The sequence below is a fragment of the Eikenella glucosivorans genome, assembly GCF_016025525.2.
In the GTDB taxonomy this organism is placed as follows: Bacteria; Pseudomonadota; Gammaproteobacteria; order Burkholderiales; family Neisseriaceae; genus Eikenella; species Eikenella glucosivorans.
Genome location: NZ_JACSGR010000003.1, coordinates 121,854 through 146,524 on the forward strand (window position 1 = coordinate 121,854; position 24,671 = coordinate 146,524).

Genomic DNA, 24,671 nt, shown 5'->3' on the forward strand with positions numbered 1-24,671 from the left:
GACTCAAATGCGAATCAGTGGGGCGGATTATACGGGGCGGGGGCGGCAAGATAAACGGGGTTGGATCGGATAACCCCGTGAGCAAAATTCATGAATCGGGGCGGGGCGGAAGAGCAGCCTGCACTTCTGTGCGTGTCGGAAGTGCGGGCTGTTTTTTTTCGTGCGCGGCGTTAGCGTATCGGCGCGTCGCCGCCTGCCGCGTGCAGGCGCATATACAGCAGCGGGTAGGGGCGGCCCTGTTCGTCGGCGGCCGTGCGCTTATAGGTGCGAAAGCCCGCGTGTGTGTAAAAGCCGGCAGCCTGCGGGTTTTGCTCGTTCACGGTGAGTTCGCGCACGCCGTATGCGCGGATGCCGTGCGCCAGCAGGGTTTTGCCTATGCCTTGGCCGCGCCGTTCGGGCGACACGAACAGCATTTCCAGCCGCCCGCCTGCCGCGCCCATGAAGGCCAGCGGCCGCCCGCCTTCCCACGCCACGGTCAGATGCGGCACGGCGGCCAGAGCCTGCGGCACATAGGGCCGGATGGCGGCGATTTCGGCGGGGGAGAGGAAATGGTGTGTCGCGTGCACCGAGGCTTCCCACAGGGCCAGCAGGGATGCGGTGAGTTCGGGGTCGGGTTGGGGGTGTTCGGTGATGTCCACGGGATTTTCCTTGCTATTGAGATTGGAGGGAGGCTGCCTGAAAAAGGTTTTGCGGTTTGGGGGCTTTGCGGAAACTCCGCTTCCTTTGGGAAGCTCCGTTTGCAGGCTGCTTTGCTTTTTCAGGTAGCCTTTCGGTTTTCAGGCTGCCTCAAAGGATTACCATTGCAGCGGCAAGGTGTGTTTGCCTTCGGGGTCGAATTTGCGGGTGTTTTCGCTCCACGCGGTCGGGGTGCGGCCGGAGGCGGCGGTGGGCTGCGCCATGTAGGGCAGTTGCGGCAGGTGGATGGAAGTCGGGGTGTTGCCGCCAAACAGGAGGGTGTATTGCCCGCCGGGGACGGTTTTCTGCTGCGGCGCGGTCAGGCCGCAGGGTTCGGCGGAGAAGCCGATGGGTTTGCCGTTGTCGCAAATATTGCTCGGGCTTTGCGTGGTCAGCTCCAAACGCAGTTTGTGGTTCAGCTGCAAGCCGTATTGGATGGGTTCGAGCGCCATATCAAAGCGTTGGGTGCGGCGGGGCGTGAGATAGATGTCGCGGTCCAGCTTCGGCCATGCCCAGATGATTTTGCCGCCCGCGTCCTTCCAAGTGGCGCGGTTATCCAGCCGGCTCAGGCTGCCGAGCATGGCGCCTTTGGTGATTTCGGTGGTTTGGCCGTCGGGCGCGACGTCGTACAGGTGGGCGAGCAGCACCAGATTGGTGTTGGACGATTGGGCGTACACCTGCATGGAAATCGGGCCGGACAGGGTCATGCCTTGCGCGGCGGGCGCGGTTTCAAAACGCAGGCGGCCGTTGGGCGCGTCGGGCGCGGCGTAGTCCAAACGGTTTGTGCCTTGTGCGGCGGCTCGGGCGGAGAGGCTGCCGTCCGCATTCAAGTGCCAAGTAGTGTAGTTTTGCACGGCGGGATAGGCGGACAGGTTAATCCAGCGGTTGCTGCCCGCTTCTTGCAGGTGCAGCGGCGTGGCGGTGTCGGCCAGGCCGGTGTCCGCACCTTTGAGCCAGGTGTCGAACCATTGCTGGTACACGCCGATGTCCACGCCCGCGCCGTGTACCCAATCGCCGATGATGAGCTGGTAGCGCGGCGAGGCTTTTTGGCCGGGCTTCATCGGCAGGTTAATGTTGCGGCGGGCGACGGCGTTTTGGAAAGCGGTGTAGCCGCGTATCGCGCCGGTTTCGTTCAAATCCTGCCAGCCGCCCCACATCAGCACGGGAATGCCGTTCGCCACGATTTTTTCGGTCAACGCCAAGGGAATGCGGTCGTGCCAATACGCGCCGTCATAGGCTTCGGCCTTGCCCGCGAAGAAATTTTGTCCGAACGCGGTGAAATAGCGTCCCGCCGCTTCGTTGCCGCCCATCGAACCTGCGGCGGCGCGGCCGGGATAAGTGCCCACCAGCACCGTGGGCAGGCCGTTGTTCGACCAGGCTTGGCGGTATTGCGCGCCCGGCCCGATGCAGGCGGACAACACGGCTTTGAGCGGCGAATTTCTGCCCGCATACGCCGCGCCGTTGTACGACAGCGCGCCCGGATAAGAGCAGCCGAACATCCCCACTTTACCGTTGCCGCCTTCCAGTTTCGCCGCCCAGTCGATCAAGGCTTTGGCGTCCAAACCGTCTTGGCGCGAAAACTGCTGCAACTCGCCCGTCGATTTGCCCGAACCGCGCGGATGCACCAAAGCCACGATGTAGCCGCGTTCCGCCAGATACGCGTAAGGCAGGCGTTCCTGCTCGCCCTCGCCTTCATACGGCGTAAACTCAATCAGCACGGGAAACTTGGCATTTGCGCGTTTGCCGCCCGCAAGCTCGGTCGGATAGGCGATTTTGGCTTCCAGCCGCACGCCGTCGGGCATGGTCACGAACACGTCTTTGACAATCTGCGCGCCATACTGTGCCGCACCGGGCGTCCAGCCTTTGCCGCCGGGATAGACATTTTGCGCGGCAGGCGGGGCAGTTTGCGCGACGGCGGGCGCGGTGAAACAGGCGGCCGATACGGCGGCGGCAAGGGTGTTGCGGAGGATGGGGTTCATGGGAGGTTCGCTTTCTGTTCGGGTTGTTTGAGTTGGAAGGAAATGAGTATAGTGAACAATCGGTTATCAGGCTACCTGAAAACGCGGGCTTCAATGGGGATTAAAACGCAGCGCAGCGGGGCTGAAATTTTCAGGTAGCCTCTGTCTCAAAACGTGGTGGCGACGGCCTTTTCAATCAGCCAGCCATGGCCTTGCTTTGCCAGCGTAATGTCCAGTTGCAGCGGCCATCTGCCCTGCATGCCCCAGATATTGGCCGTGTTCCATGCCTGCCCGATAATGCGGGCGCGGTTGCCGTTGATGGTGGGGCGGACGGATACTTCGTCGATTTTTTGGTAGCGCATTTGGCCGCTGCGGATGTGTTCCAGCCATTCGGCGCGGGGCTGGACGTAGCCCGTCATGTGGGTGAGCGTGAAGCCGGGCGCGAGCATTTTGTCTAGCGTGGCGGTGTCGGCGGCGGCCATGGCGCGGTTGAAGTTGCGGTAAACGGCGGCGAGCTGCGCCTGTTCGGCGGTTTGGGTGTGGTTTTGCGGGTTCACGGAGATGCCTTTCGGGGCGGGCACGGCGGCTGCGGGCAGGGTGCAGAGCAGCGCGGCGGCGATGAGGACGGATAGGGTGCGGGGCATGGGTTTCCTAGTTGGGGCTACCTGAAAAAGTCTTGCTTGGGAAAAGGCTACCTGAAACGGTACTGCCACGCAGCCGGAATATTTTCAGGTAGCCTTTCGTTTGGCTTGTTACACCCCCAAAATCCGCCGCATTTCCGCTTCGCCGGTATGGTTGCGGAAGGCGGGCGTGCCGCGCTGGAATTTGGCGGAATTGGCCAGGCCGCCGACCGACACGGGCGCGCAGTGGGCATCGCGCACCAGCCGCGCCGCCATGTCCAGCGCGTCGCGGTGGTCGGAGGCGATGGGCACGGCCAGCGGGTTGCGGCCGCCGCGTTCGTAAGACGCTTCGATTTGGGTCGCATCCACGCAACTGAACGCGCGGGCATAGTGCGAGCCGGCCAAGAGTTTGCTGATGGCCACGCCCACGTTGCCGTTGCCCAACTGGCGCACCAGCGGTTCGGTTTCGTTGCCGTTGCTCGCGTCCAACACGATTTTGCCGTTGATTTCACCGGCCAAATCTTTGCCAAGCTGTTGCAGCGCGCCAAACGGCACGGCAAACAGCAGCACGTCGCCGAACGCGGCGGCTTCCTTCACCGTGCCGACTTTGGCGCGGCTGCCCAAGCCCTGCACGTCGCGGCGCACCTTGTCCAAATCGCGGGCGGAGAACATCACCTCGTGCCCCGCCTTCACCCAGATGCGGCCGACCGTGCCGCCCAGCCAACCCGCGCCGATGATGCCGATTTTCAGCGGCCTGCCCGACTGCGGCGCACTGCCGGATGAAGACGAACCGGACGGGCGGGACGCGGGATTCGCGCCGCCGTTTTGCCGGTTGCCCGAAGGCGCGGCCTGCCCGCAGGCGGGAATGGCGGCGACGGCGGCCGCAGCGGCGGCCAGATTAAGGAAATGTCTGCGGTTGATGGGTTTCATGTTTTGCTCCTTGAAAAGCGGTGGGATGACGGGGCATGATACGGCACGGCGGCGGGCGGATAAACGGGGTTTTGCCGAATGGGGTTGTGAGCGGGATTCATGAATTGGGGCTACCTGAAAATACAAGCTCCAATGAAGTTGAAAAAACAAAGCAGCCTGCACTTGGTTTTCAAAGGTGCAGGCTGCTTTTCGTTTGATTTTGCCGGCGGTTTGTTTCTACTTCGTTGAAGCCGCGCTTTCAGGCAGCCCTGTCCGCCTGCCGCCCGAAAGCGGCGGCGCGGGAAACGGCGCGTTACTCCTTCCGGCCGGTGATGACCATGTGTTCGCGGAACAGCCGCCATTGCCCGTCGGCTTCTTTGCGCAGCATCATGGTAGAGACGGTTTCGTCCCGCCCGTCCGCGCCGCTACGGGTGGTCACCACATAGCCGGTGCCGTTTTGGATTTCCGCCGTATCGTAACGGACGTTTTCTTCGGGATAGGTATCCATGGCGATGGAAAAGGCCACGGCCTGCTGGTGGTCGAAGCGGAGCATGCTGCCGTCGGGATGCAGGATGAGGATTTGCAGGTCGGGTGTGCAGATGGCGGCCACTTCATCGGGGTTGCGGGTGTGCCAGGCGCGGTAGAGACGGCGGACGGTGTCGGTGAGGGTTTGGATGTCGCTCATGTCGGTTTCCTTTATGTGGTGGATGTCGGCGCGGGGGCAGCCTGAAACGGGCTGGCGCGCGGGCGGGGGCCGCAAAGGCCTTTCGTGCGGATTGTAGCAGAGTCATCCGGTTTTGATACGGTGGGATGGCGGGGCAAAGGCTACCTGAAAAATCAAAAAGCAGCCTGCACTTTTCTTTTCCCAAAGTGCAGGCTGCTTTCCCCTGTCGGGCTACCTGAAAAATTCCATTGCACAGAAACGCGTGGGGCGCTTTCAGGCTGCCTTTATTCCGCCCGCGCCGCTTTTCCGTTTCCTTATAGACGCTGCTTTCAGGCTGCTTCCCCGTCCCGTTCAAATCCGCCAATCCCCGCTTTCGGCAAACAATTCCTCCAGCCATGCCTGAAATACTTTGACCCGTTTGGGCGTGTAGCGCGACTGGGGATAGACGAAACTTAAGAGCATGCTTTGCAGGGGGCGGTCGGGCAGGATTTCGGTGAGGCGGTTTTCGCGGATATGGGCGGCGGCGACGGCTTTGGGTACGAAGCCTACGCCTTGCCCCGCCAGCAGCGCGACGTAGTAGGTTTGCGCGTTGTTGTAGGTGATGTCGGGGGTTTGGGCGAAAACGGGCTGGTCGCTTTGGGTGAACGCAAGGTTGGCAAGTTTGCCGGTGGCGGCGAATTTGAAGGCAAGGTAGCGGTGTTGCGCGAGGTCTTCGGGTTTGGCCGGTGCGGGGCGGTTTGCCAGATAGGCGGGGGCGGCGCACAGGCAAAAGGGCATGGCACCGATGACTTTGCCGACCAGCGTTTCGTCCGCCAGCACGCCGCCGCGTATGGCGCAGTCCACGCCGTCGCGTACCAAATCGACCACGCGCTCGCTGCTGCCGATTTCCATCTTCAACTGCGGATGGCGCGCCGAAAAATCCATCAGTTTGGGCACAATCAGATAATCCGCCACAGGCGAAGGCATTTCCACGCGCAAAAGCCCGCCTGCCGCGCCGCCCTGCTGCATTTCGCCGTGGATTTCGTCGATTTCTTCCAAAAGCGGCAGGATGTGGCGGTAGTAGTCCAGCCCGTCGGCGGTGGGGGCGACTTTGCGCGTGGTGCGGTGCAAAAGCCGCGCGCCCAGATGGTTTTCCAAAGCCTGAATCTGCCCCGACAGCGTGGTTGCGGCGCAGTCTAAGGCGTCGGCGGCGTTTTTAAAGCTGCCTGTTTCGACAATGCGGCAAAACGCACGCATCGCTTCCAATTTATCCAGTGCCATTATGCGAAACTCCGTATAAAGAAAACGATTTTACCCGATATATCCGCATAATAAGTCCACCTATAATGCACACATCGTTTAACCGCATTGAAAAAGGTGTACAAAATGAGCAACCGAATCAACTACTACCAAGCCGCCCCCGAAGCCATGAAAGCCATGATGGGTCTGGAAAAAGCCGCCCAAGCGGGCAGCCTGCCCGCCTCTTTGCGCGAACTGGTACGCATCCGCGCTTCGCAAATCAACGGCTGCGCCTACTGCATCGACCTGCACACCAAAGACGCGCTCAAAGGCGGCGAAGACGCGCGCCGTATTTTCGCCCTCAATGCCTGGCGCGAAACCCCGTTTTTCGACGAACGCGAACGCGCCGCGCTGTTGTGGACGGAAACCCTGACCCTGCTTGCCCAAAAAGGCGCACCCGACGACATCTACCGCCAAGTGGCCGCTGTATTTGACGAACGCGAACTGACCGAGCTGACGTTTGAAATCGCCGCCATCAACGCTTGGAACCGCTTCGGCGTCGGCTTTGCCGTGCAGCCTGAAAAATAAGCCGGCCTGCCGCCCATCCGCGAAAAAGGCCGCCTGAAACCCGTTTTGCTTCATAAAAACAAGGAAATCCCATGAAAATCCTGCAAATCCTGTCCCACCCCGATTTTGCCAACCCCAAACGCGCCGCCAACCGGCTTGCGGCAGCAGGCGAAGCCGCTTTGGCGCAGTTCGGCAACGCGCAAATCGACACCGTCAATCTGTACGACCCCGCCCTGCCCCTGCCGCGCATCAACGCCGACACGCTCAACATCCGCGACCCCGAGCAGATGCCGGCCGCGCAAAAGGCAGACTTGGCCGCGCAAAAAGCCCTGTTGAAACAATGGAAAGAAGCCGACTGCATCTTTATCTATTCGCCCATCCACAATTTCAACATACCGTCCAAACTCAAAGACTATTTCGACAATATCCTGATTGTCGGCGAAACGTTCGGCTTTACCGAGCAGGGCTATGTCGGGCTGATGTCGGACAAAACCAAAGTAACCGCCGTTTTGACCAGCGGCAGCGATTTTTCCACCGATTTCCGCTATCAGGCCATCGACGTCGCGCCCCTGTTTTTGCGTGCCGCGCTGCACACCGTCGGCATCCACAACATGACATTGATTCGCGCCCAAGGCTTGGACATCATCGGCAACGACAAACAGGCACTGATTGACCGCGCCCAAGCCGAGCTGGAAGCGCATATTGCCGTTCTGATGCGCGGCCGGACGGCGGCCTGAGCCACCGCAAGAGGCGGCGCGGAAACCCATGCTGCCGATGCCTGCGTTTTCAGGCTGCCTGAAAGCGCGGGCTTCAACGAAGTGAAAAACCAACAAGCAGCCTGCACTGTTGTAAACAAGGTGCAGGCTGCTTTTCCCCTATCGGGCTACCTGAAAGAGCAAGCTTCAACGAAGTTAAAAACGATATTTTGCGGAGCAAGGCTGAGTTTCTGTGAAGCCAAATGCAGGCTTCAACGAAGTGAAAACCAACGGGCTTTCAGACTGCCTATATTCACGCCCCCCGCGCCCGTTTCCCCAGCCACAGCGCAATCGCCAGCCACGCGGCGCACAGCGGCACGGCCGCCCACGACACGGCGGAAATGCCCAGCCCCGCCGCCCCGAGTGCCGCGTAGCCCCAGCCGCCGAGCTGGTCGCCCGCGCGGTACACCACCGTGTCGATAAAGTTTTTCGCCTTGTAGCGGTCTTCGCGGGAAAGGCGGGTGAACAGCACTTCGCGCGAGGGGCGGGCGAAGGCGAAGTTGCCCACGCGGCGGGCGACCTGCAACACCACGAACACGGCCACGGTGGGGAAGGCGGCCAGCGCGGCAAACCCGGCCAGGCTCATGAGCGGCAGCACGGCCAGCACGGCGGTGATGCCCAATTTCTGCGTCAGCCGCCCGGTGAGGAAGAGCTGGCACAGCAGCGTGAGCGCGTTCACCCACAAATCGATATTGGCGAAAAAGGCGGTGCGCTCGGCGCGGCTCGCAAAATTGGCATTGACGATGGCGGCCTGGTTGAAATACAGCAGCGTGGAGGTAACCGTGTAGAGCAGGATGAAGGCGGAAATGCCGAGCAGATACGGCGATTTAAGCGTGTGCGTCAGCCCCGCCCAAATGCCGCCGCCGATTTCGTTTTCAGGTAGCCTTTGGGTTTGGCTAGGTGTGTTATCAGACGGGCGTGCCAGCCGTTTGGCCGCCTGCACGGCGGTTTCCAAAAACACGGCGGCGAGCAGCAGCAGCGCGTACGGCCCTGCCGCGCCGGAGAGCGCGGACACCAGCGCGGAGCCGAGCAACCCGCCCGCCGTTGCCCCCGCCGCCAGCAGCCCGAACAGGCGCGTGCCCTGTTCTGTGTCGAACACGTCCGCCATCAGCGACCAGAACACCGACACCACGAACAGGTTGAACACGGATACCCAAATGAAAAACGCCCGCCCCGTCCACACCGCCACGCTGCCCCAATACATCAGCGCGGCAAAGGCCAGCAGGTTGAGCATGAAAAAGCGGTAGGCGGCGGCGATGAAGCGTTCGCGCGGCAGGCGGCGCACCAGCGCGGCATACAGCGGCGAGAGCAGCAGCATGGCCGCCAGCGTGCCGGCAAACAGCCACGGCAGCTTCTCCACTCCGCCCGCCGCGCCCAGCTCATCACGGATGGGGCGCAGCACATAATAGGCCAGAAACAGCGACACCACATACAGCGCGGCCAGCAGCAGCGGACGGCCTTCGCCGGGGCGGACGTTCAGCATTTGCCGCAGGCGCGCGGACAGGTTGGCAGACAGGTTGGCAGACGGGGCGGGCATGGGGGATTCCTTTCGGTTCGGGTATTCGGGAATACGGATTGCGCCAAGGATACGCGGCACGGGGCGGGGGATAAACGGGGGTTTGCTTTATGGGGTGATGAGCGGGGTTCATGAAAGGGCGGGCAAGGCGGGAGGCTGTTGTTGTTCGTTTTTCAGGTAGCCTTTTTTCAGGTAGCCTTTGTCCGACAGCCTTTCCAATCCGAAAAGGCTGTTTGAACGCGTCAGCTTCAACGAAGTTAAAATGAGCGAAGCGAATTCCTGCGAATATCAAAACAAAACAGCCTGAAACCTGTGTAAAGGTAGGCTGTTTTGCTGTTTCTGCTCCGGGAAGTTCGTGTTTTAGCTTTGCAGAAACGCACTCCGGTTGTGTTAACTTCGTTGAAGCTGCGCTTTCAGGTAGCCTGTTACCGTATCAGCCAATGTTTACCATACCAAGGGGTGGGTAATGGAACTGTCCGTCGGCAGCAGGTTGTCGATGGCGGAGGTATTGTCCGCGCGTTCGCCGGTTTCCAAACGGCGCGAGCCTTCGTTCCACGGCAGGGCGAGTTTGCCGGCGCGCACGGCAGGCTGCGCCTGATAGGCAAGCTGCGGCAGATTGACGGCAGACGGGGTGTTGCCACCGTATAGCACGGTGTAAACGCCGCCGGGGACGGTTGCCTGCTGCGGTTGGGTCAGGCGGCAGGGTTCGCTGTCGTTTTTCGGCGGCATTTTGTCGGCGGGGCAAAGCTCGGCAGGCGTTTGGCTGCTCAATTCAAAACGCAGGCGGTGTCCGGGCTGCACGCCCCATTGGCGCGGGGCAAGAGCGATATCGAAGCGGTAGGTTTCGCCGGGGGTCAGATAGCGGTCGCGTTTGAATGACTGCCATGCCCAGGTAATGTTGCCGTTGCTGTCGCGCCAAGTGCGGCTGTTGTCCAACGCGCGCTGGCTGCCAACCAGGGCGCCGCGCGAGACAAGCTGTTCGCTGCCGTCGGGGGCAACGTCATACAGGCGGGCAATCAGTACCATATTGCGGTTGCTCGATTGGGCGTAAACGGTGGCGGTCATCGCGCCGGAAAGGGTCGCGCCGTCTTTTAAGGCTTCGGTGGTGTAGCTGAGTTTGCCGTCGGCATCGCTCGGTTGGGCATAACGCAGAGTGGCCTGCCCCTGCGGGGCTTTGCCTGTGCTCAGGCTGCCGTTTGCGCCCAAATGCCAAACGGTGGCGCGCTCGGTTTGCGGATAGCCTTTGAGGTTTACCCAGCGGTTGCTGCCCATTTCAAAGACGTGCAGCGGGGTTTGGGTGCGTTGCAGGCCGGTATTCTGCCCTTTGACCCAAGTGTCCAGCCATTGCAGGTGCAGCCCCATGTCCATGCCTTGGCCGTGTTCCCAGCCGCCCATCACCAGTTGCCATTTCGGCGACACGGGCTGGTTGGCGGTCATCGGTGCGAAGGCGGGGCGTTTGGCGTAGGCGTTTTGCAGGGCGAGATAGGCGCGCACGGTGCCGGTTTCCACCACGTCTTTCCAGCCGGCGTTCAACAGCACGGGGACGTCGTTGGCAACGATTTTTTCCGCCAGCGCCGCCGTGCCACGTTCGCCCCAATATCTGCCTTGGTAAGCGGCATCGCGTCCGGCAATCACATCTTGGGTGAAGGTTTGGAAAAAGCGGCGCACGGCGGGCGTGTCGCCGACAAGCTGCGTGCCCAGCCCTTCAAACTGCCAGAAGCTCATGGTGGGCATGCCGCCGTTGAGCCACGATTGGCGCGGCATATTTTCCATACCCGAACACGATGCCAGCACCGCTTTGAGCGGCGAGTTTTTGCCCGCATAGGCAGCATCGGTCAGCGCAATCGCACCCGGCCACGAGCAGCCGTGGATGGCGACCTTGCCATCGGAGCCATCGGTTTTTGCCGCCCACTGAATCAGGTTCGCGCCGTCACGTCCTTCACGCGGCGACAAAAACTGCACTTCGCCGCCCGACGCGCCTGTGCCGCGCGCCCGCACGAAGACCGAGATGTAGCCGTGTTTGGCGAAAAAGTCGTTCACCGTCAGCGGCACGGCGAAGCGGGCATAGGGCATATGCTCAATCAGCACGGGGAAACGCCCTTCGGCGCGCCTGCCCGTTTGCAAATCGGCGGGATAGGCGATGGTGGCGGCCAATTCCACGCCGTCATCCATCGGGATTTTGACGTTATCGACGATAACCGCGCCGTAACGCTCCGCCGGCACGTGCCAGCCCTGCCCGCCCGGGTATTCGACCGATGATGCGGCGACGGGGGCGGCAGTTTGCGCCGCAGCGGGAAGGGTTGGAAAGCCGGTCAGCAGTGCGGCAGACAGCAGGGATAGTTTTCTGATTTTCATGCAAATTGCTCCTTTTCTTGATTGGGAATGGACAGCAGGCATTGTACGCACTCTCCAATTTGGGATTAACCCATTTGGACTGCAAATGGTTATGAACGCTATTCACAAATAAAGGCTACCTGAAAAATATCCGCCCGCAGAAAACTGCTGCGCTTTTTTCAGGTAGCCTTATCCTTATCCCGCGCGGGTTTTAAAACGTGGAAAACCGCTGCTGCTTGTCCAACGCGCGGATTTGCGCCATTTCGTCGTCGCTCAGGCTGAAATCAAAAATGTCGATGTTTTCGCGGATGTGGCGCGGGTTGGACGAGCCGGGGATGGCGACGTTGCCGTCCTGCAAGTGCCAGCGCAGGATGATTTGCGCGGGGGTTTTGCCGTGCGCGCGGGCGATGGCGGCGATGACGGGGTCGGCAAACAGGGTCTGCGTGCCGCCGCGCCCGTAGCGGTCGCGCCCGCCCAGCGGATACCAGGCTTCCAGCACCGTGCCGTGGCGGTCGAACAGCGGTTTCAGGCTGCGCCATTGGTTGTAGGGGTGGGTTTCGTTCTGCACCACGGCAGGCGGGATGCTGGCCACGCGCAGGATGTCGGCGAACTCTTTTTCATAATAGTTGGACAGGCCGATGGAGCGGATTTTGCCGGCGGCCACGGCAGCTTCCATGGCTTTGTAGGCTTCCGCGTCGTGCGGGGCGGGATGGTGCAGCAGCACGAGGTCAATGTAGTCGGTATCCAGCCGTTTGAGCATGACGTCGATTTCGGCGGCGGCGTTGGGGAAGTCTGCCGTCCACAGCTTGGTGGTGAGGAAAATCTGGTCGCGCGGGATGCCGGATTTTCGGATGGCGCGGCCGACGGCGGCTTCGTTGCCGTAGATGTGGGCGGTGTCAATCAGGCGGTAGCCGTCTTTGAGCGCGGCCAGCACCGAGGCTTCGGCTTTTTCGTTGTCCAGCATAAACACGCCGATGCCGACGATGGGCATATCGTAGCCGCTGTTGAGCCGCACGCTGCGTTTGGCCAAATCAAATTGCGGGGCTTGCGCGGCAGGTTGGGCGGCGGAAGCGGTGGGCGGCGCGGATGGGGCGGAAGTGGGTGCCGGTGCGTTGGCACGGGGCGCACCGTTGCAGGCGGTGGCGAGCGCGGCCAGCACGGCGGCGGCGAGATAGGGTTTCCTGTTCATGGAGGTCTCCTTGGGGGCGTTGGATGATGGATGGGATGATAACGGGGTTCGAGCGGGCGGGGAAATCGGGAAAACGGATGGGGGGTATTGCGGGGGCGATGGGGCTGCTTGAAACGGGGTTTTGCTTGGCAGAATTCCCGCCTGCTTCGCAGGACACCGTTTTAGCGGAAACTGCATTGCCTTTTCAGGTAGCCTTTCGGCTTTCAGGCAGCCTGCCCCAGCCGCCGCAGCCATTCGCGCACTTCGCGTTCTACCGCCGCGCGGCGTTCCCCTTTAATCGCCAGCAGGATGCCCCTGCGTTCGTAACCGCCTTCGGTGCTGAATCCGGCTAGGATGCGGCTGTGCGGGGCGAGGCGTTGGAGCGTTTGGAAGCCGTCGCCCGCGCCCCAGCCTGCGTGGGTGTTGAACGGAATGACGGTTTTGCCGTGCAGGTCGGCCTGCCGCAAAAAGGTCTGCACGGGCGGCGGCATCTGCATGGCCCAGGTCGGCCAGCCCAGATAGATGCGGTCATACGCAGCCAGGTTGGGCAGGCGGGCAATCGGGTGTGCGCCGCCCTGTTCCAGCTCTTTGGCGGCGGCATCGACGTTCGCCTGATAGTTGCGCGGATACGGCGGCTTGGGTTCGATGGTGAACAGATTGCCGCCGGTTTGCGCGGCGATGATTTCGGCAACGGCACGTGTATTCCCGCTGCGACTCAAATAGGCCACCAGCGGGCGGGAAGCGCGGGCGTGGGCGGGGCGGGAAGTCATGGTCATTGCTCCTGCAGCGAGCAGGGCGAGTAATTCGCGGCGGTTCATCGGTTTCCCTTTCGGGCGGGTTTTTCAGGTAGCCTTTTCAGGCTGCCCGTATCAGCGGTTCACCATTTTTTGCGACGCTTCGGTATAACGGTGTCCGACGATTTCGATACGGCGCAGGGCTTCGTCGAGTTCGGACAAGTCGGCGGCAGTCAGCGTGATGTCGGCGGCGGCGAGGTTTTCTTCGAGGCGGTGCATTTTGGTCGTGCCGGGGATGGGGGCAATCCACGGTTTTTGTGCCAATACCCAAGCCAACGCGATTTGTGCCTTGGTTGCGCCGTGGCGGCGGGCAACGGCGTCAATCACGTCCAGCAGCGCGGCGTTTTGCTTCATCGCATCTTCCTGAAAACGCGGCAGGTTTTTTCGGAAATCGCCGTCGGAAATCTGGCTGCCCGCCGTAATCGCGCCGGTCAGGAAACCCTTGCCCAGCGGGCTGAACGGCACAAAGCCGATACCCAGTTCCGACAACACGGGGAAAATCTCCGCTTCCGGCTCGCGCCACCACAGCGAATATTCGCTTTGCAGGGCGGAAACGGGCTGCACGGCGTGGGCGCGGCGGATGGATTCCGCACCTGCTTCGGAAAGCCCGAAATATTTGACTTTTCCTTCGGCAATCAAATTCTTAACCGCGCCTGCCACTTCTTCCATCGGCACGGCGGGATCGACGCGGTGTTGGTACAGCAGGTCGATATAGTCGGTATTCAGGCGCGAGAGCGACTGATCGACCACGGCGCGGATGCGTTCGGGGCGGCTGTCCAGCCCTTCGGCGACGATGCCGTTTTTAAAACCGAATTTGGTGGCGACCACGACCTGTTCGCGAAACGGTGCAACCGCCTTGCCGACCAGCCGCTCGTTCGCTTCGCCGTAGGCTTCGGCAGTATCGAAAAAGCGCACGCCCAAATCGAAGGCGCGGCGGATGAGGGCAATACCGTCGGCTTCGGAGATGGCGGTATCGTAGCCGAAAGTCATGCTCATGCAGCCGAGTCCGATGGCGGAAACGGCAAGACCTTGGCGGCCGAGTTGGCGGGTTTGCATGGGGAACTCCTTATGGTTGCTCAGTGGATGGAGGCATGGTAGCGACAAGTGCATGATAGATAAACTGGGTTTGTTTGATAGGGGCTATGAGCCAAACTCATGAAAGAGGCTACCTGAAAACCGGCGGCGCTTGCCTGCCGGTATTTTTCAGGTAGCCTTTTGGCCAAAGGCGATTGGACGATCGGGCAATAAGCCGCTTGATTGGCAGGTTCTTTTGCTTTTATTAGCAATAAAATTTCTATTTATAAAATTATTCGGCATGAAATTTCAATATCAGGCTGGAATGGCGGCCTGTCGCGCCAAGCGGCAGGGGATTTGGGCAGGAAAACTGCGTAATCGCGTGCCCGGCGGGGCAGGGCGGCTTGCCGTGCGCTAAATTTTGTTAAAATCGCGCCTTTGTTGAATTGCCTTATCCTTAATACTGCTATGAAAACTCCTGCTTCCTGGTCGTCCAAAATCGGTTTTATCCTGTCTGCGGCGGGCTCCGCCATCGGCTTGGGCGCGATTTGGAAATTCCCCTACACCGCCGGCACCAACGGCGGCGCGGTGTTTTTCCTGATGTTTCTGATTTTTACCGTGTTGGTGGCACTGCCGGTGCAGCTGGCCGAGTTTTATATCGGGCGGCGCAGCGGCAAAAATGCGGTGGATGCGTTTAAAACGCTGGCACCCAACAGCCTGTGGCCTTGGATCGGGCGCATGGGCGTGTTTGCCTGCTTTATTTTGCTGTCGTTTTACAGCGTGGTGGGCGGCTGGGTGCTGAATTATGTGGTGCACGCGTTTGACGGCAGCATTCACGCAGGCTCGGATTTCAACGCGCTGTTCGGCCAAACGATTTCCAGCCCGGCGGGGTCGGTTGCCTACCAGGGGCTGTTTATGCTGATGACGGTGTGGGTAGTGAAAAGCGGGATTTCCACCGGCATCGAAAAGGCTAATAAATATATGATGCCGGCGCTGTTCCTGCTGTTTGTGCTCTTGGCGGTGCGCTCGCTCACGCTGCCGGGCTCGATGGCGGGCGTTTCTTTCTTGCTCAAGCCGGATTGGTCGCACTTCACGCCGCAAACCATGCTCACGGCGCTGGGGCAGGCCTTCTTCGCGCTCAGCCTGGGCGTGTCCACCATGATTACCTATGCCGCCTATCTGGATAAAAAACAGGATTTGTTCCGCTCGGGCAACAGCATCATGTGGATGAACCTGCTGGTGTCTTTGCTGGCCGGCTTGGTGATTTTCCCCGCCGTGTTTGCTTTCGGCTTTGAGCCGGGGCAGGGGCCGGGACTGATTTTCGTGGTGCTGCCGGCGGTGTTTATGAAGCTGCCGATGGGCAATCTGCTGTTTGCGGTGTTTATGCTCTTGGTGGTGTTCGCCACGCTCACTTCGGCTTTCTCCATGCTGGAAACGGTGATTGCCGCCGTGATCCGCGAAGACGAGGGCAAACGCGCCAAAACCACCTGGATCATCGGCACGGCCATCTTCATCGTGGGCATCCCTTCGGCGCTGTCTTTCGGCGTGCTCTCGGATTGGACGCTGTTCGGCAAAACCCTGTTTGACCTGTGGGATTACATGATTACCGCGCTGATTATGCCCATCAGCTCGCTGCTGGTGGCCATATTCGTGGGCTGGGTGCGGCAGAAGAGCGATGTGTTCGGGCACATGCGTGAGGGCAGCAGTGTGCCGCAGGCGGTGATTGCGCTGTGGCTGGCCGCGCTGCGCTTTTTGGCGCCGGTGGCGATTTTGCTGGTGTTTGCCAACACGCTGGGTTGGCTGTAGATGGCATGCGGGTTTTCAGGTAGCCTGCCGCTGCTTTGAGGCTACCTGAAAAAAGAAGGGTTGATTTCCCCCTAGTTTAGGAGAGCATGATGAAAAAATTGGCCTGTTTGCTGCTGTTGGGCTTGGGCTGCCTGCCCGCCTATGCGCTGGATGCGCAAGACCAGGGCGACTATGTGATTCTGCACAGCCAAACCCAGCAGCCCACCGCCATGCAGATGCGCTTTTATTTGCAGGGGCGGCAGTGGATGATGGATGGCCGCCGGCTGCCGGAAACCCGCTGGGCGCCGGTGTGCCGCGGCACGGGCGAATGCCGGCTGGTGGACGCTTCGGCGCGCGATATGGCGCAGTGGAAAGCCACGCTGCCCGCATCTTGGCAGGCGCACCGCTTCAGCTGTGTTAAAAACCAGGCGTTGGGCTTCTGCCACGTGGAAGACCGCAATCACTCCGGCCGCCGCGCCTATTGGATGTTTGCGCTGGTGAACGGCTATCCGCAGGCGATGATGGTGAACCGTTTGCGCTAAGCCGATAGGCTGTATGGGAAGGCTACCTGAAAATGCTTCGGCATTTTTCAGGTAGCCTTTCTGTTGGTTGGCGTTCATCGGCTTGCGTCGGGTTGAATCTGACCTATTTCGCTAGGATTTCCACCAATGCGCTGTGGATTAAGCCGAATTCCTGCCATGAACATTCGGCTGCGGCTTTTTCGTGGTTCAAATCGGCTGCTTGCATATTTCCCTTGATCCGATAGAAAGATTCGGCTGGATACGGGGATGGTCTAAAGGCGCGCGCAATTTCAGGTAGCCTTGGCGTTGTGCTGGCGGCTACCTGAAAAATATCGCCCATCCCGCGCTGCCGTTGCTGGCCGTGCCAAAGCTGATTTTTCAGGTAGCCTCTGCGGCGGCGGGCGGTTCGGCGAAGCTTTCCTGCAATATCCGAAGCACGGCGGCGATGCGGGCGGATTGGATGCGGTGCGGGGTAACGGCGTAGAGGGCAACGGCGGGCAGCCGCCATTCGGGCAGCACGATTTGAAGGCTGCCGCTTTGCACGGCGTCGGCGGCTTCGCCTTGGATGATGAGGGCGAGGCCGAGGCCGGCTTCGCACAGGGGGCGCACGGCGGCGATTTGGTTGCAGCGCAGGCCGCTGCTGATGCTGAGCGGGCGGCGTTCGCGGCCGCAGGCGAGCTCGAGCTGCGGCGGCTGGTGGTACACCCAGCGGTGGGCGGCGAGGTCGGCGGGCTGGGCGATGGGCGGGGCGGTTTTCAGGTAGTCGGGGGCGGCGCAGATGCGCCACGGCCATTCGGCGAGCTTGCGGGCGATGAGCTCGGGGGCGTCGAGCGCGTGTTCGCCGCCGCGCAGGGCGATGTCGATACCGCCTTCGCGCAGGTCGGCGAGGGCTTCACCCAGCTGAAGATCGATTTGCAGGGCGGGGTGCTCGCGGGAGAGGCGCAGCAGGGCGCGGCGGAAGGCGGCGGCGTTGGCCAGGCCGGTGGGCGCGGCGAGGCGCACGCTGCCGGCGATGTCGGTTTTGAGGCCGGAGAGGGCGAGCCGGGTGTCGCGCACGGTGGCGAGCAGGCGGCGGCAGTGTTCGCCCAAGACCTGGCCGGCATCGGTGGGGGCGAGGCGGCGGGTGCTGCGGTGCAACAGCTTCACGCCGTGCAGTTTTTCCAGCCGGCTGATGTGCTGGCTCACGGCAGACGGGGTCATGCCCAGCGCCTGGGCGGCGGCATTCATGCTGCCGTGTTCGAGTACGGCAGCGAAAGCGAGGAGGGGTTTGAGGTCGTCCATAACAGTTTATTTAAACAAGTTTTTTGTCTTCACCGTATAAGCGCTGCCTTCAAATACGCGTATTTCAAACTCGAGCCGTGTGCATATGCTTTCCAAGGGGCGGCGTTTTTTGGCGCTGAGCGTGAGGCTGTCTTGCTCTACGGCGAGCTCGACATTTTTGATGTTTTCCTCCCGCATGATGCGGCGGATGATTTTGGCCAGCTCGTGGCCGGTTTGGGCGTGTTGCGAGAAAAAGCAGTGTTCGTGGCCGCCTAAACTGGCAAACGACAGGCTGAAACGGTTGCCTGCTTGAACAATTTGATTGTGCATGATTTATGCGCCCAGCAGCCGGTCGAGCAGCTCGTTGGTGAGCAGGCGGTTGGGCTCGCGCAGCCAGCTGCCGTAGGGCTCGGGGAAGGCGTTGCGGCAGTAGCCGGCGTGGGCGGTAAAGTCGAACACGGCGTGGATGTAGCCGTTGATGTCGAGTGCGGCGAGGCCGAGGTCTTCGCTCCACAGGATGCTGACTTCGGAAGGGATATGGCGGTCGGCCACGTCTTCCGCGTTGTAGATGTGCAGCGCGTCGAGGATGCCTTCTTCCTGGTGCACGGCATAGAAATAGCCGGTGCCGCAGTCGTCTTCAAACACCACGCCGTAGGGGCTTTGTTGGAAAAAGGATTCCAACACCAGCTCTTGGCCGGGGGTGAAGGCTTGCGGCTCGCGGCCGAGGTACAGGGTTTTTTGCGCCATGGGGAGCTCCGATTGTTTAGTCCAGCTTCACAGAGTAAACAGTTTGCGGCGGATTATCAAGCGGCCGGCGTTTCCCTATAATGCGCTCCATCGTGATTTGATTGGTTTTATCCATTATTTAAGGAGCTTGATATGAAATTCGCTGTGATTGGTGCCACCGGATATGTGGGCAACGCTGTGGTGCGCGAGCTGGCCTCGCGCGGGCATGAGGTAACTGCGTTTGCGCGCAACACGGGCAAGGTGTTTGCCGCCCCGAACGTGAAAGCGGTGCAGGCCGATGTGCTGGCTGCCGATTTTGCCGAGCGACTGGCCGGCTTCGATGCGGTGGTGAGTGCGTTCAACCCGGGCTGGGCCAACCCGAACATCGGCCGCGATTTCACCGCCGGCTATGTGACGATTCTGGCGGCGGCCAAAGCGGCGAAGGTGCCTTATCTTTTGGCCGTGGGCGGCGCGGGCAGCCTGTTTGTGGCGCCCGGCGTGCAGCTGATCGACACGCCCGTGTTCCCGAAAGAGATTTTCGACGGGGCAAATGCGGCGCGCAACCTGCTGCGCGATTTGCAGGCCGAACACGCCGATGTGAACTGGGCGATGGTGTCCCCGCCGGCCTGCCTCGGCGCCGACGGCGGCTTCAGCGAGGAGCGCACCGGCCAATACCGCCTGGGCGGCAACGAGCTTTTGATGGCGGGCGATGCGCCGGCGGGCATCAGCGTGGCCGATTTGGCGATTGCGATTGCGGATGATGTGGAGAAAAAGGCGCATTTGCACCAGCGCTTTACCGTGGCATCGGTGTAAACGCGGCGGGATGATGGAAGGCTACCTGAAATTTTTCAGGTAGCCTTTTTTGTGCGGGAGAGGGCGGGCGTTTATTGCCCGTGTTTTTCGTGCAGCTTGCGGATTTCGTTTTGGAGCCATTCGTGCCAGTCGGGGCGCAGGCGGCGGAGGGCTTCGCTCCAATAAAGGCAGTCCCGGGCGATGCCGCGCGCGGCTGGGGTGCCGTGGGCGAACATTCGGACAACGAAGGGTTCGAGCGTTTCCGCACTGTGCCGCATGCCGCCGTGGTCGCCATAGGTGCGGCAGGTTTCGGGGTGGAGCACGTCGAGCAGGGTTTCGACTTCGGGCTGGAGGGCGAGCCATGAGCCGTTGTCGTCGTCGAGGAGGAGCACGTCGTGCAGCCACCATTTGATGTTTTCTAAGCCTTGAAAGCGTGTGTCGTGCCAGAGCAGGCGCAGGGTGGCGAGTTGGGCTTCGGTTTCCAGCGTGCCTTGCGGATTGTGGTGGTCGAACAGCCAAACGAGTTCGTAGAGGGCGCGGTTGCGTTTTTTCTCGGGCAGGGTGAGCAGGATGTCGCGCACTTGCTCGGGTGTGTGCCATTGGGAGAGGGGGAGTTGGGTCATGGGGCGGAGTGTATCTTTAGGTGTGTCGGGCGCGGCAATGCCGGGTTGGGGCGTTTTCAGGTAGCCTTTAATGGTGGGGGACGAATAGGCTGCCGTTGAAGCGGTAGCGGAGGCGGTGTTGGGTGGGGGTGTGCGTGTGGGGGCTGATGTGGGGCTGGCTGATGGTGTGACTGCCGGGGTCGTAGAAGAAGTAGTTGTTGGCGTGGCGGCCGCTGTAGCGGAAATGCAGGCGGTGGGTGGGCTCGGCATCGGGGGCGGTGTGGATGAGGGGCAGGGGCTGGAATTGTTCGGCGACGAAGTGGAACAGGTGGAGGGATTTTTCGGTGTGTTCGCCATCGCTGTGTTCGGCGAGGAGGACATAGACGCTGCCGTAGGGGGCGAGGCGGGCGGTGTGCAGGCGTTCGATTCGGCCTGCGGGAATGAGGTCGGGGTGGATTTGGCTGCGGCCGCCGGGGCTGCGGGATTGGAGCAGGGTGCGGCGGCTGCCCTGGTGTGCCCAGGAGAAGCTGCGCAGGCGGCCGTCTTGGCTGGTGTGGAGGGTGAGGCCGGCGGCGCGGGCTTTGGGGAAGCGGCAGGCCCAGGATTCGGGGTGTTGCAGGTAGGCGGCAAGCTGGGGGGCGGGGTCGCGGGCCGCGGCGAGATCGGCGGCGGTGCGGGCGTCGGCTTGGGCGGCGCGGCGGGCGCGCAGGGGGGTGCCGAGGAGGGTTTGCAGGGCGATGAGAGCGTGGCGGAGCATGGCGGGGTTTGGTTTGGGCTAGACGATGCCGTCTTCGCGGTTGTATTCGATCATGTCGTTCACGGCTTGGGCGAGCCATACCCAGCAGTCGGGGAATTCTCGGCGCTGCTCCCAGCCGGGGCCGGCGAAGTCGTGGATGAGCTGGACTTTGCCGCCTTTGCCGATTTCGAAGCAGGCAATGTCGTCGCAGTCGTCCCTTCGGGCAAAGGGAATCAGTTTTCTTGTTGGGTAACGGTTTTGCAACCCGTCATAACGGATTTTTGCGCGTTCGGCATCCAACAAATACCAAATATCGAAATCGACTAAATTCAGCTCGATCATTTTTTTAAATGATTCAGGATATTGGAAGGCGGGGATGTTGAGCATATAGCTTTTCATGGGAGTGCTCCTTATGCTGAGGCTACCTGAAAATCAGGATGGCGGGAAAGTGCTTATTGTTTTTCAGGTAGCCTTCGGCACGGCGAAATGTGGTTTCAACGGAGTTGCGGCCCGGCAAAATATCCGTATCGGCGCGGCGCAAAAAACAGCAGGGGCAAACCTGCTGTTTTGCTTGGCAATCAGTCTTCGCCCCACACTTCTTTGGCGATTTCTTCCACCAGCCGCACTTTCGCCCACTGCTGCGCTTCGGTCATGATGTTGCCCTCTTCGGTGGAGGCGAAACCGCATTGCGGGCTCAAGGCCAACTGTTCCAGCGGCACGATTTGCGCGGCTTCGGCAATGCGCGCCTTCACAGCGGCTTTGTCTTCCAGCTCGGGGAATTTGGAGGTGATCAAACCCAGCACGATGCGGCCTTTGTGCGAATTGTCGTTGAAATATTTCAGGGGCTCGAAGCCGCCGCTGCGCTCGTTGTCGTATTCGAGGAAATAGCCGTCATAAGCCGTTTTGCCGAACAAATCGGGCGCCACGGGGTCATACGCGCCGCTCAAAAGGTAAGACGATTTGTAGTTGCCGCGACAAACGTGGGTGGTGATGGTCATGCCGGCGGGTTTGTCGGCCAAAATGGCCTGCACGTTTTCCAGCGCGTAGCGTTTGCTGTCTTCAAAATCGAAATCGGGCTTGCCGTAGTTGTTGCACAGCGTGCCCCAATACACGTCGTCGATTTGCAGGTAGCGGCAGCCGGCGTCGTAGAAGGCGCGGATGGCGTCTTTATAGGTTTGGCGCACGTCTTCGGCGAAGGCCTGTTTGCTTGCATACACGCCGGTGTCCCAAATAAAGGGGTACATCAGTTGGTTGGGGCTGGGGATGGTGTATTTCACGATGCCGCGCCCGCCCACGATTTCGGCCAGCGATTGATAGTGCCGGATAAACGGATGCTCAGGATTCCACGATACTTTGCCGTTGCAGCGGGTGTTGTATTTGCGGACTTCGGTGCCTTTGAAAGCGTAGGCCTGCTCGGGGACAAAGCCTTCGATGCCGTTGAGGTTTTCGAGGAAGTCGATGTGCCACCAGGAGCGGCGGAATTCGCCGTCGGTGATGACTTGGATACCGGCGTCGAGCTGCTCTTGCACCAGTTTGGCGATTTCTTGGTCTTCCACGCGGGTGAGCGCTTCGCGGCTGATTTTGCCTGCGGCAAAATCAGCGCGGGCCTGTTTGAGCGCAGCGGTGCGCAGATAGCTGCCGACGGTGTCGGCGTGCAGGGGGAGGATTTTGCTCATGGGATGTCCTTTATGCTGAGAGGGAAGGTGTAATGCTAACGGCTGGCGGCGGGGTTGTGCAAACGGAGAATGGGCTTTTATTGCGCAAAAACTTGGATTTCAGCGGAACTTGTTTCAGGTAGCCTTTGCGGGAAGGGAAAGGCTACCTGAAAAATCGAGCGGCATAAAACCGTTGCAGATTTTCAGGTAGCCTCTTACTTCGCCTCAATCAATCTTCACCCGTTTCAACCTCAAAGCATTGCCCAACACGGAAACCGAGCTGGCTGCCATGGCCGCGCCTGCAATGACGGGGCTGAGGAAGCCGAAGGCGGCGAGCGGAATGCCCAAGATGTTGTAGAAGAAGGCGAAAAACAGGTTTTGCTTGATGTTTTTCAGCGTTGCCTGAGACACCAGCAGGGCATCGACCAATTGATTGACCGAATGCTGCATCAGGGTGGCGGAGGCGGTGTGTTCGGCGACGTCCGCGCCGCCTTTCATGGCGAAGCTGACGTTGGCGGCGGCAAGCGCGGGGGCGTCGTTGATGCCGTCGCCGACCATGGCTACGGTTTTGCCGGCGGCTTTGAGTTTCTGCACTTCGGCGGCTTTGTCGCGCGGACTCATGTTGCCGAAGGCGTGGGCGATGCCCAGTTGTGCGGCGATGTAGCCGACCGTGCCTGGGTTGTCGCCGCTCATAATATAAACATCAATGTTGTGTTTTTTCAGACGGCCTATGGCTTCGACGGCATCGGCTTTGAGTGTGTCGGCAAGGGCGAACGCGCCGATCGGTTTGTCGTTGACGGCGACGGCGACGATGCTGGCGATGTGCCAAACGTCGTCTGAAAGGTTTTCAGGTAGCCTTAAACCGACGTAATCGGGTTTGCCCGCTTTGACCGAACCTATGCCTTCGATTTCGGCGGCAATGCCTGCGCCGACTGCGGTTTGCGCATCTTGTGCGGCGGGGATGTCCAAACCGCGCGCGCGGGCGGCATCGACGATGGCCCGGGCGAGCGGGTGGGTGGCGGTCTGTTCGACGGCGGCGGCGATGCGGTACAAAGCGTCTTCGTCAAAACCGCCTTGGGGCGCAAGCCAAACGGCGGCGACTTGCGGTTTGCCTTCGGTCAGCGTGCCGGTTTTGTCCAAGACGACGGTATCGACGTGGGCGGATTCTTCCATAGACGCGGCGTCTTTAAACCAGATGCCGTGTTTCACCGCCTTGCCCATGCCGACCATAATCGCGGCGGGCGTGGCCAAACCGAGCGCACACGGGCAGGCGATGACCAAGACGGCGACGGCGTGCATCAGCGCGACCGTCCAATCGCCTTTGACCAGCCAAGTGCCGACAAAGGTCAAAAGCGCGATGCCGACCACAGTCGGGACGAACACGGCCGCCGCTTTGTCCGCCACGCGCGCAATCGGTGCTTTGCTGCCCTGCGCTTCGGAAAGCGCGTTCATCATGTCGCCGAGCAGGGTTTGGCTGCCCAATTGGGTGGCGCGGTACACCACGCTGCCGTCAGTCATCAGCGCGCCCGCCAGCACTTTGCCGCCCGCTTTTTTCTCTTCCGGATTGGATTCGCCGGTCAGGTGGCTTTCATCCGCCCAGCCGCTGCCGCTCTCCACGATGCCGTCGGCGGCAATGCGTTCGCCGTGGTTGGCGCGGATAAGGTCGCCGATTTGCACCTGGTCGATGGGAAGCTGCTTCCATTCGCCGTCGCGCTGCACGTTCACCTGAGTTGGCGTCAGTTTCAGCATCAAAGACAGGCTGTTCAGGCTGGATTTTTTGGTGCGGTGTTCCAAAAATTTGCCCAGCGATACAAAGCCGATGACCATCACGCCCGCTTCAAAATAAACGTGCGACATCCCGCTATGCCCCATCGCGCGGTGGTGGAACAGCATATAGGCGGAATAGAGGTAAATCGACACCGTGCCGATGGTAACCAGCACATCCATATTCGCCAGCCCGCCCTTAATGCTCGCCCACGCGCTTTTGTAAAACGGCACGGCCAGCCAAAGCTGCACCACGCTCGCCAGTGCAAACTGCCACAAAGGCGGCAGCATCCAGTCGTGCCGACCGACCATCATCCCTGCCATACCGATTAAAAACGGGACATTGATGGCAAACAGCAGCCACAGCCGCCAGCCGATATGTGCAGCTTCTTCAGGCTGCGGCAGCGCATCGGTTTTTTCCTTCGCGCCGTAACCCGTTTTCTCGATGATTTTGGCGATGTCGGCGACGGAAGTTTTGCTGTCGTCAAACGTAACCTGCGCCTCCTCGCTGGCGAAGTTCACCCCCGCCGATTCGACAAAATCTTTCTTGTTCAATACCTTCTCGATACGCGAAGCACAAGCCTGACAGGTCATGCCTTCGATTTGGAAGCGGACTTTTTGTTGCATGGTTTTTCCTC

Annotated in this window: 26 protein-coding genes; 6 read left to right on the top strand and 20 right to left on the bottom strand. The window is 60.8% G+C overall.

Features of this window, described 5'->3' with window-relative positions:
* Positions 1-170: 170 nt before the first annotated feature.
* From H9Q10_RS12125 to H9Q10_RS04605, 6 genes are all read right to left on the bottom strand, one after another.
* Positions 171-638 carry a GNAT family N-acetyltransferase gene (locus H9Q10_RS12125; protein ID WP_197902853.1) on the bottom strand — a complete coding sequence of 156 codons (468 nt, stop codon included), beginning with the start codon at positions 636-638 and terminating at the stop codon, positions 171-173.
* A gap of 156 nt (positions 639-794) precedes the next feature.
* The gene (locus H9Q10_RS04585; RefSeq protein WP_197902854.1) at positions 795-2,654 is read right to left on the bottom strand and encodes a CocE/NonD family hydrolase; all 1,860 of its coding nucleotides are present in this window, start codon (positions 2,652-2,654) and stop codon (positions 795-797) included.
* A 146-nt stretch (positions 2,655-2,800) separates the two neighbouring features.
* On the bottom strand, positions 2,801-3,277 hold the full coding sequence (locus H9Q10_RS04590) for a nuclear transport factor 2 family protein (protein ID WP_197902855.1): 477 nt from the start codon (positions 3,275-3,277) through the stop codon (positions 2,801-2,803).
* A 108-nt stretch (positions 3,278-3,385) separates the two neighbouring features.
* On the bottom strand, positions 3,386-4,183 hold the full coding sequence (locus H9Q10_RS04595) for an NADPH-dependent F420 reductase (protein WP_197902994.1): 798 nt from the start codon (positions 4,181-4,183) through the stop codon (positions 3,386-3,388).
* 292 nt (positions 4,184-4,475) lie between these two features.
* Positions 4,476-4,847, bottom strand: a complete 372-nt coding sequence (locus H9Q10_RS04600; protein WP_197902856.1) for a YybH family protein — start codon at positions 4,845-4,847, stop codon at positions 4,476-4,478.
* Between the two features lie 330 nt (positions 4,848-5,177).
* Positions 5,178-6,086 carry a LysR family transcriptional regulator gene (locus H9Q10_RS04605; RefSeq protein WP_197902857.1) on the bottom strand — a complete coding sequence of 303 codons (909 nt, stop codon included), beginning with the start codon at positions 6,084-6,086 and terminating at the stop codon, positions 5,178-5,180.
* A 105-nt stretch (positions 6,087-6,191) separates the two neighbouring features.
* On the opposite strand from H9Q10_RS04605, the gene H9Q10_RS04610 reads away from it, so the two are divergent.
* Both H9Q10_RS04610 and H9Q10_RS04615 read left to right on the top strand, forming a co-directional pair.
* Positions 6,192-6,632, top strand: a complete 441-nt coding sequence (locus H9Q10_RS04610) for a carboxymuconolactone decarboxylase family protein (protein WP_197902858.1) — start codon at positions 6,192-6,194, stop codon at positions 6,630-6,632.
* Between the two features lie 71 nt (positions 6,633-6,703).
* Positions 6,704-7,348: an FMN-dependent NADH-azoreductase gene (locus tag H9Q10_RS04615; protein WP_197902859.1), complete on the top strand. Its 645-nt coding sequence runs from the start codon at positions 6,704-6,706 to the stop codon at positions 7,346-7,348.
* Between the two features lie 271 nt (positions 7,349-7,619).
* Here H9Q10_RS04615 and H9Q10_RS04620 read toward each other — a convergent pair whose 3' ends face one another.
* The 5 genes from H9Q10_RS04620 to H9Q10_RS04640 all read right to left on the bottom strand — a co-directional run bounded on the left by H9Q10_RS04620 (position 7,620) and on the right by H9Q10_RS04640 (position 14,234).
* A complete protein-coding gene (locus H9Q10_RS04620) occupies positions 7,620-8,903 on the bottom strand; it encodes an NTP/NDP exchange transporter (protein ID WP_197902860.1) in 1,284 nt (427 codons plus the stop codon).
* Between the two features lie 423 nt (positions 8,904-9,326).
* Positions 9,327-11,237, bottom strand: a complete 1,911-nt coding sequence (locus tag H9Q10_RS04625) for a CocE/NonD family hydrolase (RefSeq protein ID WP_197902861.1) — start codon at positions 11,235-11,237, stop codon at positions 9,327-9,329.
* A 190-nt stretch (positions 11,238-11,427) separates the two neighbouring features.
* Positions 11,428-12,405 carry an aldo/keto reductase gene (locus H9Q10_RS04630; RefSeq protein ID WP_197902862.1) on the bottom strand — a complete coding sequence of 326 codons (978 nt, stop codon included), beginning with the start codon at positions 12,403-12,405 and terminating at the stop codon, positions 11,428-11,430.
* Between the two features lie 203 nt (positions 12,406-12,608).
* A complete protein-coding gene (locus H9Q10_RS04635; RefSeq protein ID WP_197902863.1) occupies positions 12,609-13,202 on the bottom strand; it encodes a flavodoxin in 594 nt (197 codons plus the stop codon).
* Positions 13,203-13,253: 51 nt separating this feature from the next.
* A complete protein-coding gene (locus tag H9Q10_RS04640) occupies positions 13,254-14,234 on the bottom strand; it encodes an aldo/keto reductase (protein ID WP_197902864.1) in 981 nt (326 codons plus the stop codon).
* Positions 14,235-14,364: 130 nt separating this feature from the next.
* On the opposite strand from H9Q10_RS04640, the gene H9Q10_RS04645 reads away from it, so the two are divergent.
* From H9Q10_RS04645 to H9Q10_RS04655, 3 genes are all read left to right on the top strand, one after another.
* Positions 14,365-14,610 (top strand): hypothetical protein, encoded by a 246-nt coding sequence (locus H9Q10_RS04645; protein WP_197902865.1) that lies wholly within the window; start codon positions 14,365-14,367, stop codon positions 14,608-14,610.
* A gap of 50 nt (positions 14,611-14,660) precedes the next feature.
* Positions 14,661-15,998, top strand: a complete 1,338-nt coding sequence (locus H9Q10_RS04650) for a sodium-dependent transporter (RefSeq protein WP_197902866.1) — start codon at positions 14,661-14,663, stop codon at positions 15,996-15,998.
* 86 nt (positions 15,999-16,084) lie between these two features.
* Complete coding sequence (locus H9Q10_RS04655) at positions 16,085-16,519, top strand: hypothetical protein (protein ID WP_197902867.1); 435 nt, start codon at positions 16,085-16,087, stop codon at positions 16,517-16,519.
* A 103-nt stretch (positions 16,520-16,622) separates the two neighbouring features.
* Here H9Q10_RS04655 and H9Q10_RS04660 read toward each other — a convergent pair whose 3' ends face one another.
* Genes H9Q10_RS04660 through H9Q10_RS04675 form a run of 4 tightly spaced genes read right to left on the bottom strand, consistent with a single transcriptional unit; the run spans position 16,623 to position 18,505 of the window.
* Entirely contained in the window at positions 16,623-16,838 is a 216-nt protein-coding gene (locus tag H9Q10_RS04660; RefSeq protein WP_197902868.1) for a hypothetical protein, read from the bottom strand.
* Between the two features lie 38 nt (positions 16,839-16,876).
* Positions 16,877-17,779: a LysR family transcriptional regulator gene (locus H9Q10_RS04665; protein ID WP_197902869.1), complete on the bottom strand. Its 903-nt coding sequence runs from the start codon at positions 17,777-17,779 to the stop codon at positions 16,877-16,879.
* Between the two features lie 6 nt (positions 17,780-17,785).
* Positions 17,786-18,088 (bottom strand): hypothetical protein, encoded by a 303-nt coding sequence (locus H9Q10_RS04670; protein WP_197902870.1) that lies wholly within the window; start codon positions 18,086-18,088, stop codon positions 17,786-17,788.
* A 3-nt stretch (positions 18,089-18,091) separates the two neighbouring features.
* Positions 18,092-18,505 (bottom strand): DUF2251 domain-containing protein, encoded by a 414-nt coding sequence (locus H9Q10_RS04675; protein WP_197902871.1) that lies wholly within the window; start codon positions 18,503-18,505, stop codon positions 18,092-18,094.
* 132 nt (positions 18,506-18,637) lie between these two features.
* Here H9Q10_RS04675 and H9Q10_RS04680 point away from each other — a divergent pair, with 132 nt between their 5' ends.
* A complete protein-coding gene (locus tag H9Q10_RS04680) occupies positions 18,638-19,297 on the top strand; it encodes an NAD(P)-dependent oxidoreductase (RefSeq protein WP_197902872.1) in 660 nt (219 codons plus the stop codon).
* Between the two features lie 71 nt (positions 19,298-19,368).
* Here H9Q10_RS04680 and H9Q10_RS04685 read toward each other — a convergent pair whose 3' ends face one another.
* The 5 genes from H9Q10_RS04685 to H9Q10_RS04705 form a co-directional block, all read right to left on the bottom strand.
* Positions 19,369-19,899 carry a hypothetical protein gene (locus tag H9Q10_RS04685; protein WP_197902873.1) on the bottom strand — a complete coding sequence of 177 codons (531 nt, stop codon included), beginning with the start codon at positions 19,897-19,899 and terminating at the stop codon, positions 19,369-19,371.
* A 67-nt stretch (positions 19,900-19,966) separates the two neighbouring features.
* On the bottom strand, positions 19,967-20,635 hold the full coding sequence (locus H9Q10_RS04690) for a hypothetical protein (RefSeq protein ID WP_197902874.1): 669 nt from the start codon (positions 20,633-20,635) through the stop codon (positions 19,967-19,969).
* Between the two features lie 18 nt (positions 20,636-20,653).
* Positions 20,654-21,013, bottom strand: coding sequence for a hypothetical protein (locus tag H9Q10_RS04695; RefSeq protein WP_197902875.1), 360 nt, complete (start codon positions 21,011-21,013; stop codon positions 20,654-20,656).
* 179 nt (positions 21,014-21,192) lie between these two features.
* A complete protein-coding gene (locus tag H9Q10_RS04700) occupies positions 21,193-22,290 on the bottom strand; it encodes a 5-methyltetrahydropteroyltriglutamate--homocysteine S-methyltransferase (RefSeq protein WP_197902876.1) in 1,098 nt (365 codons plus the stop codon).
* A gap of 204 nt (positions 22,291-22,494) precedes the next feature.
* Positions 22,495-24,660: a heavy metal translocating P-type ATPase gene (locus tag H9Q10_RS04705; RefSeq protein WP_197902877.1), complete on the bottom strand. Its 2,166-nt coding sequence runs from the start codon at positions 24,658-24,660 to the stop codon at positions 22,495-22,497.
* Positions 24,661-24,671 lie beyond the last annotated feature (11 nt).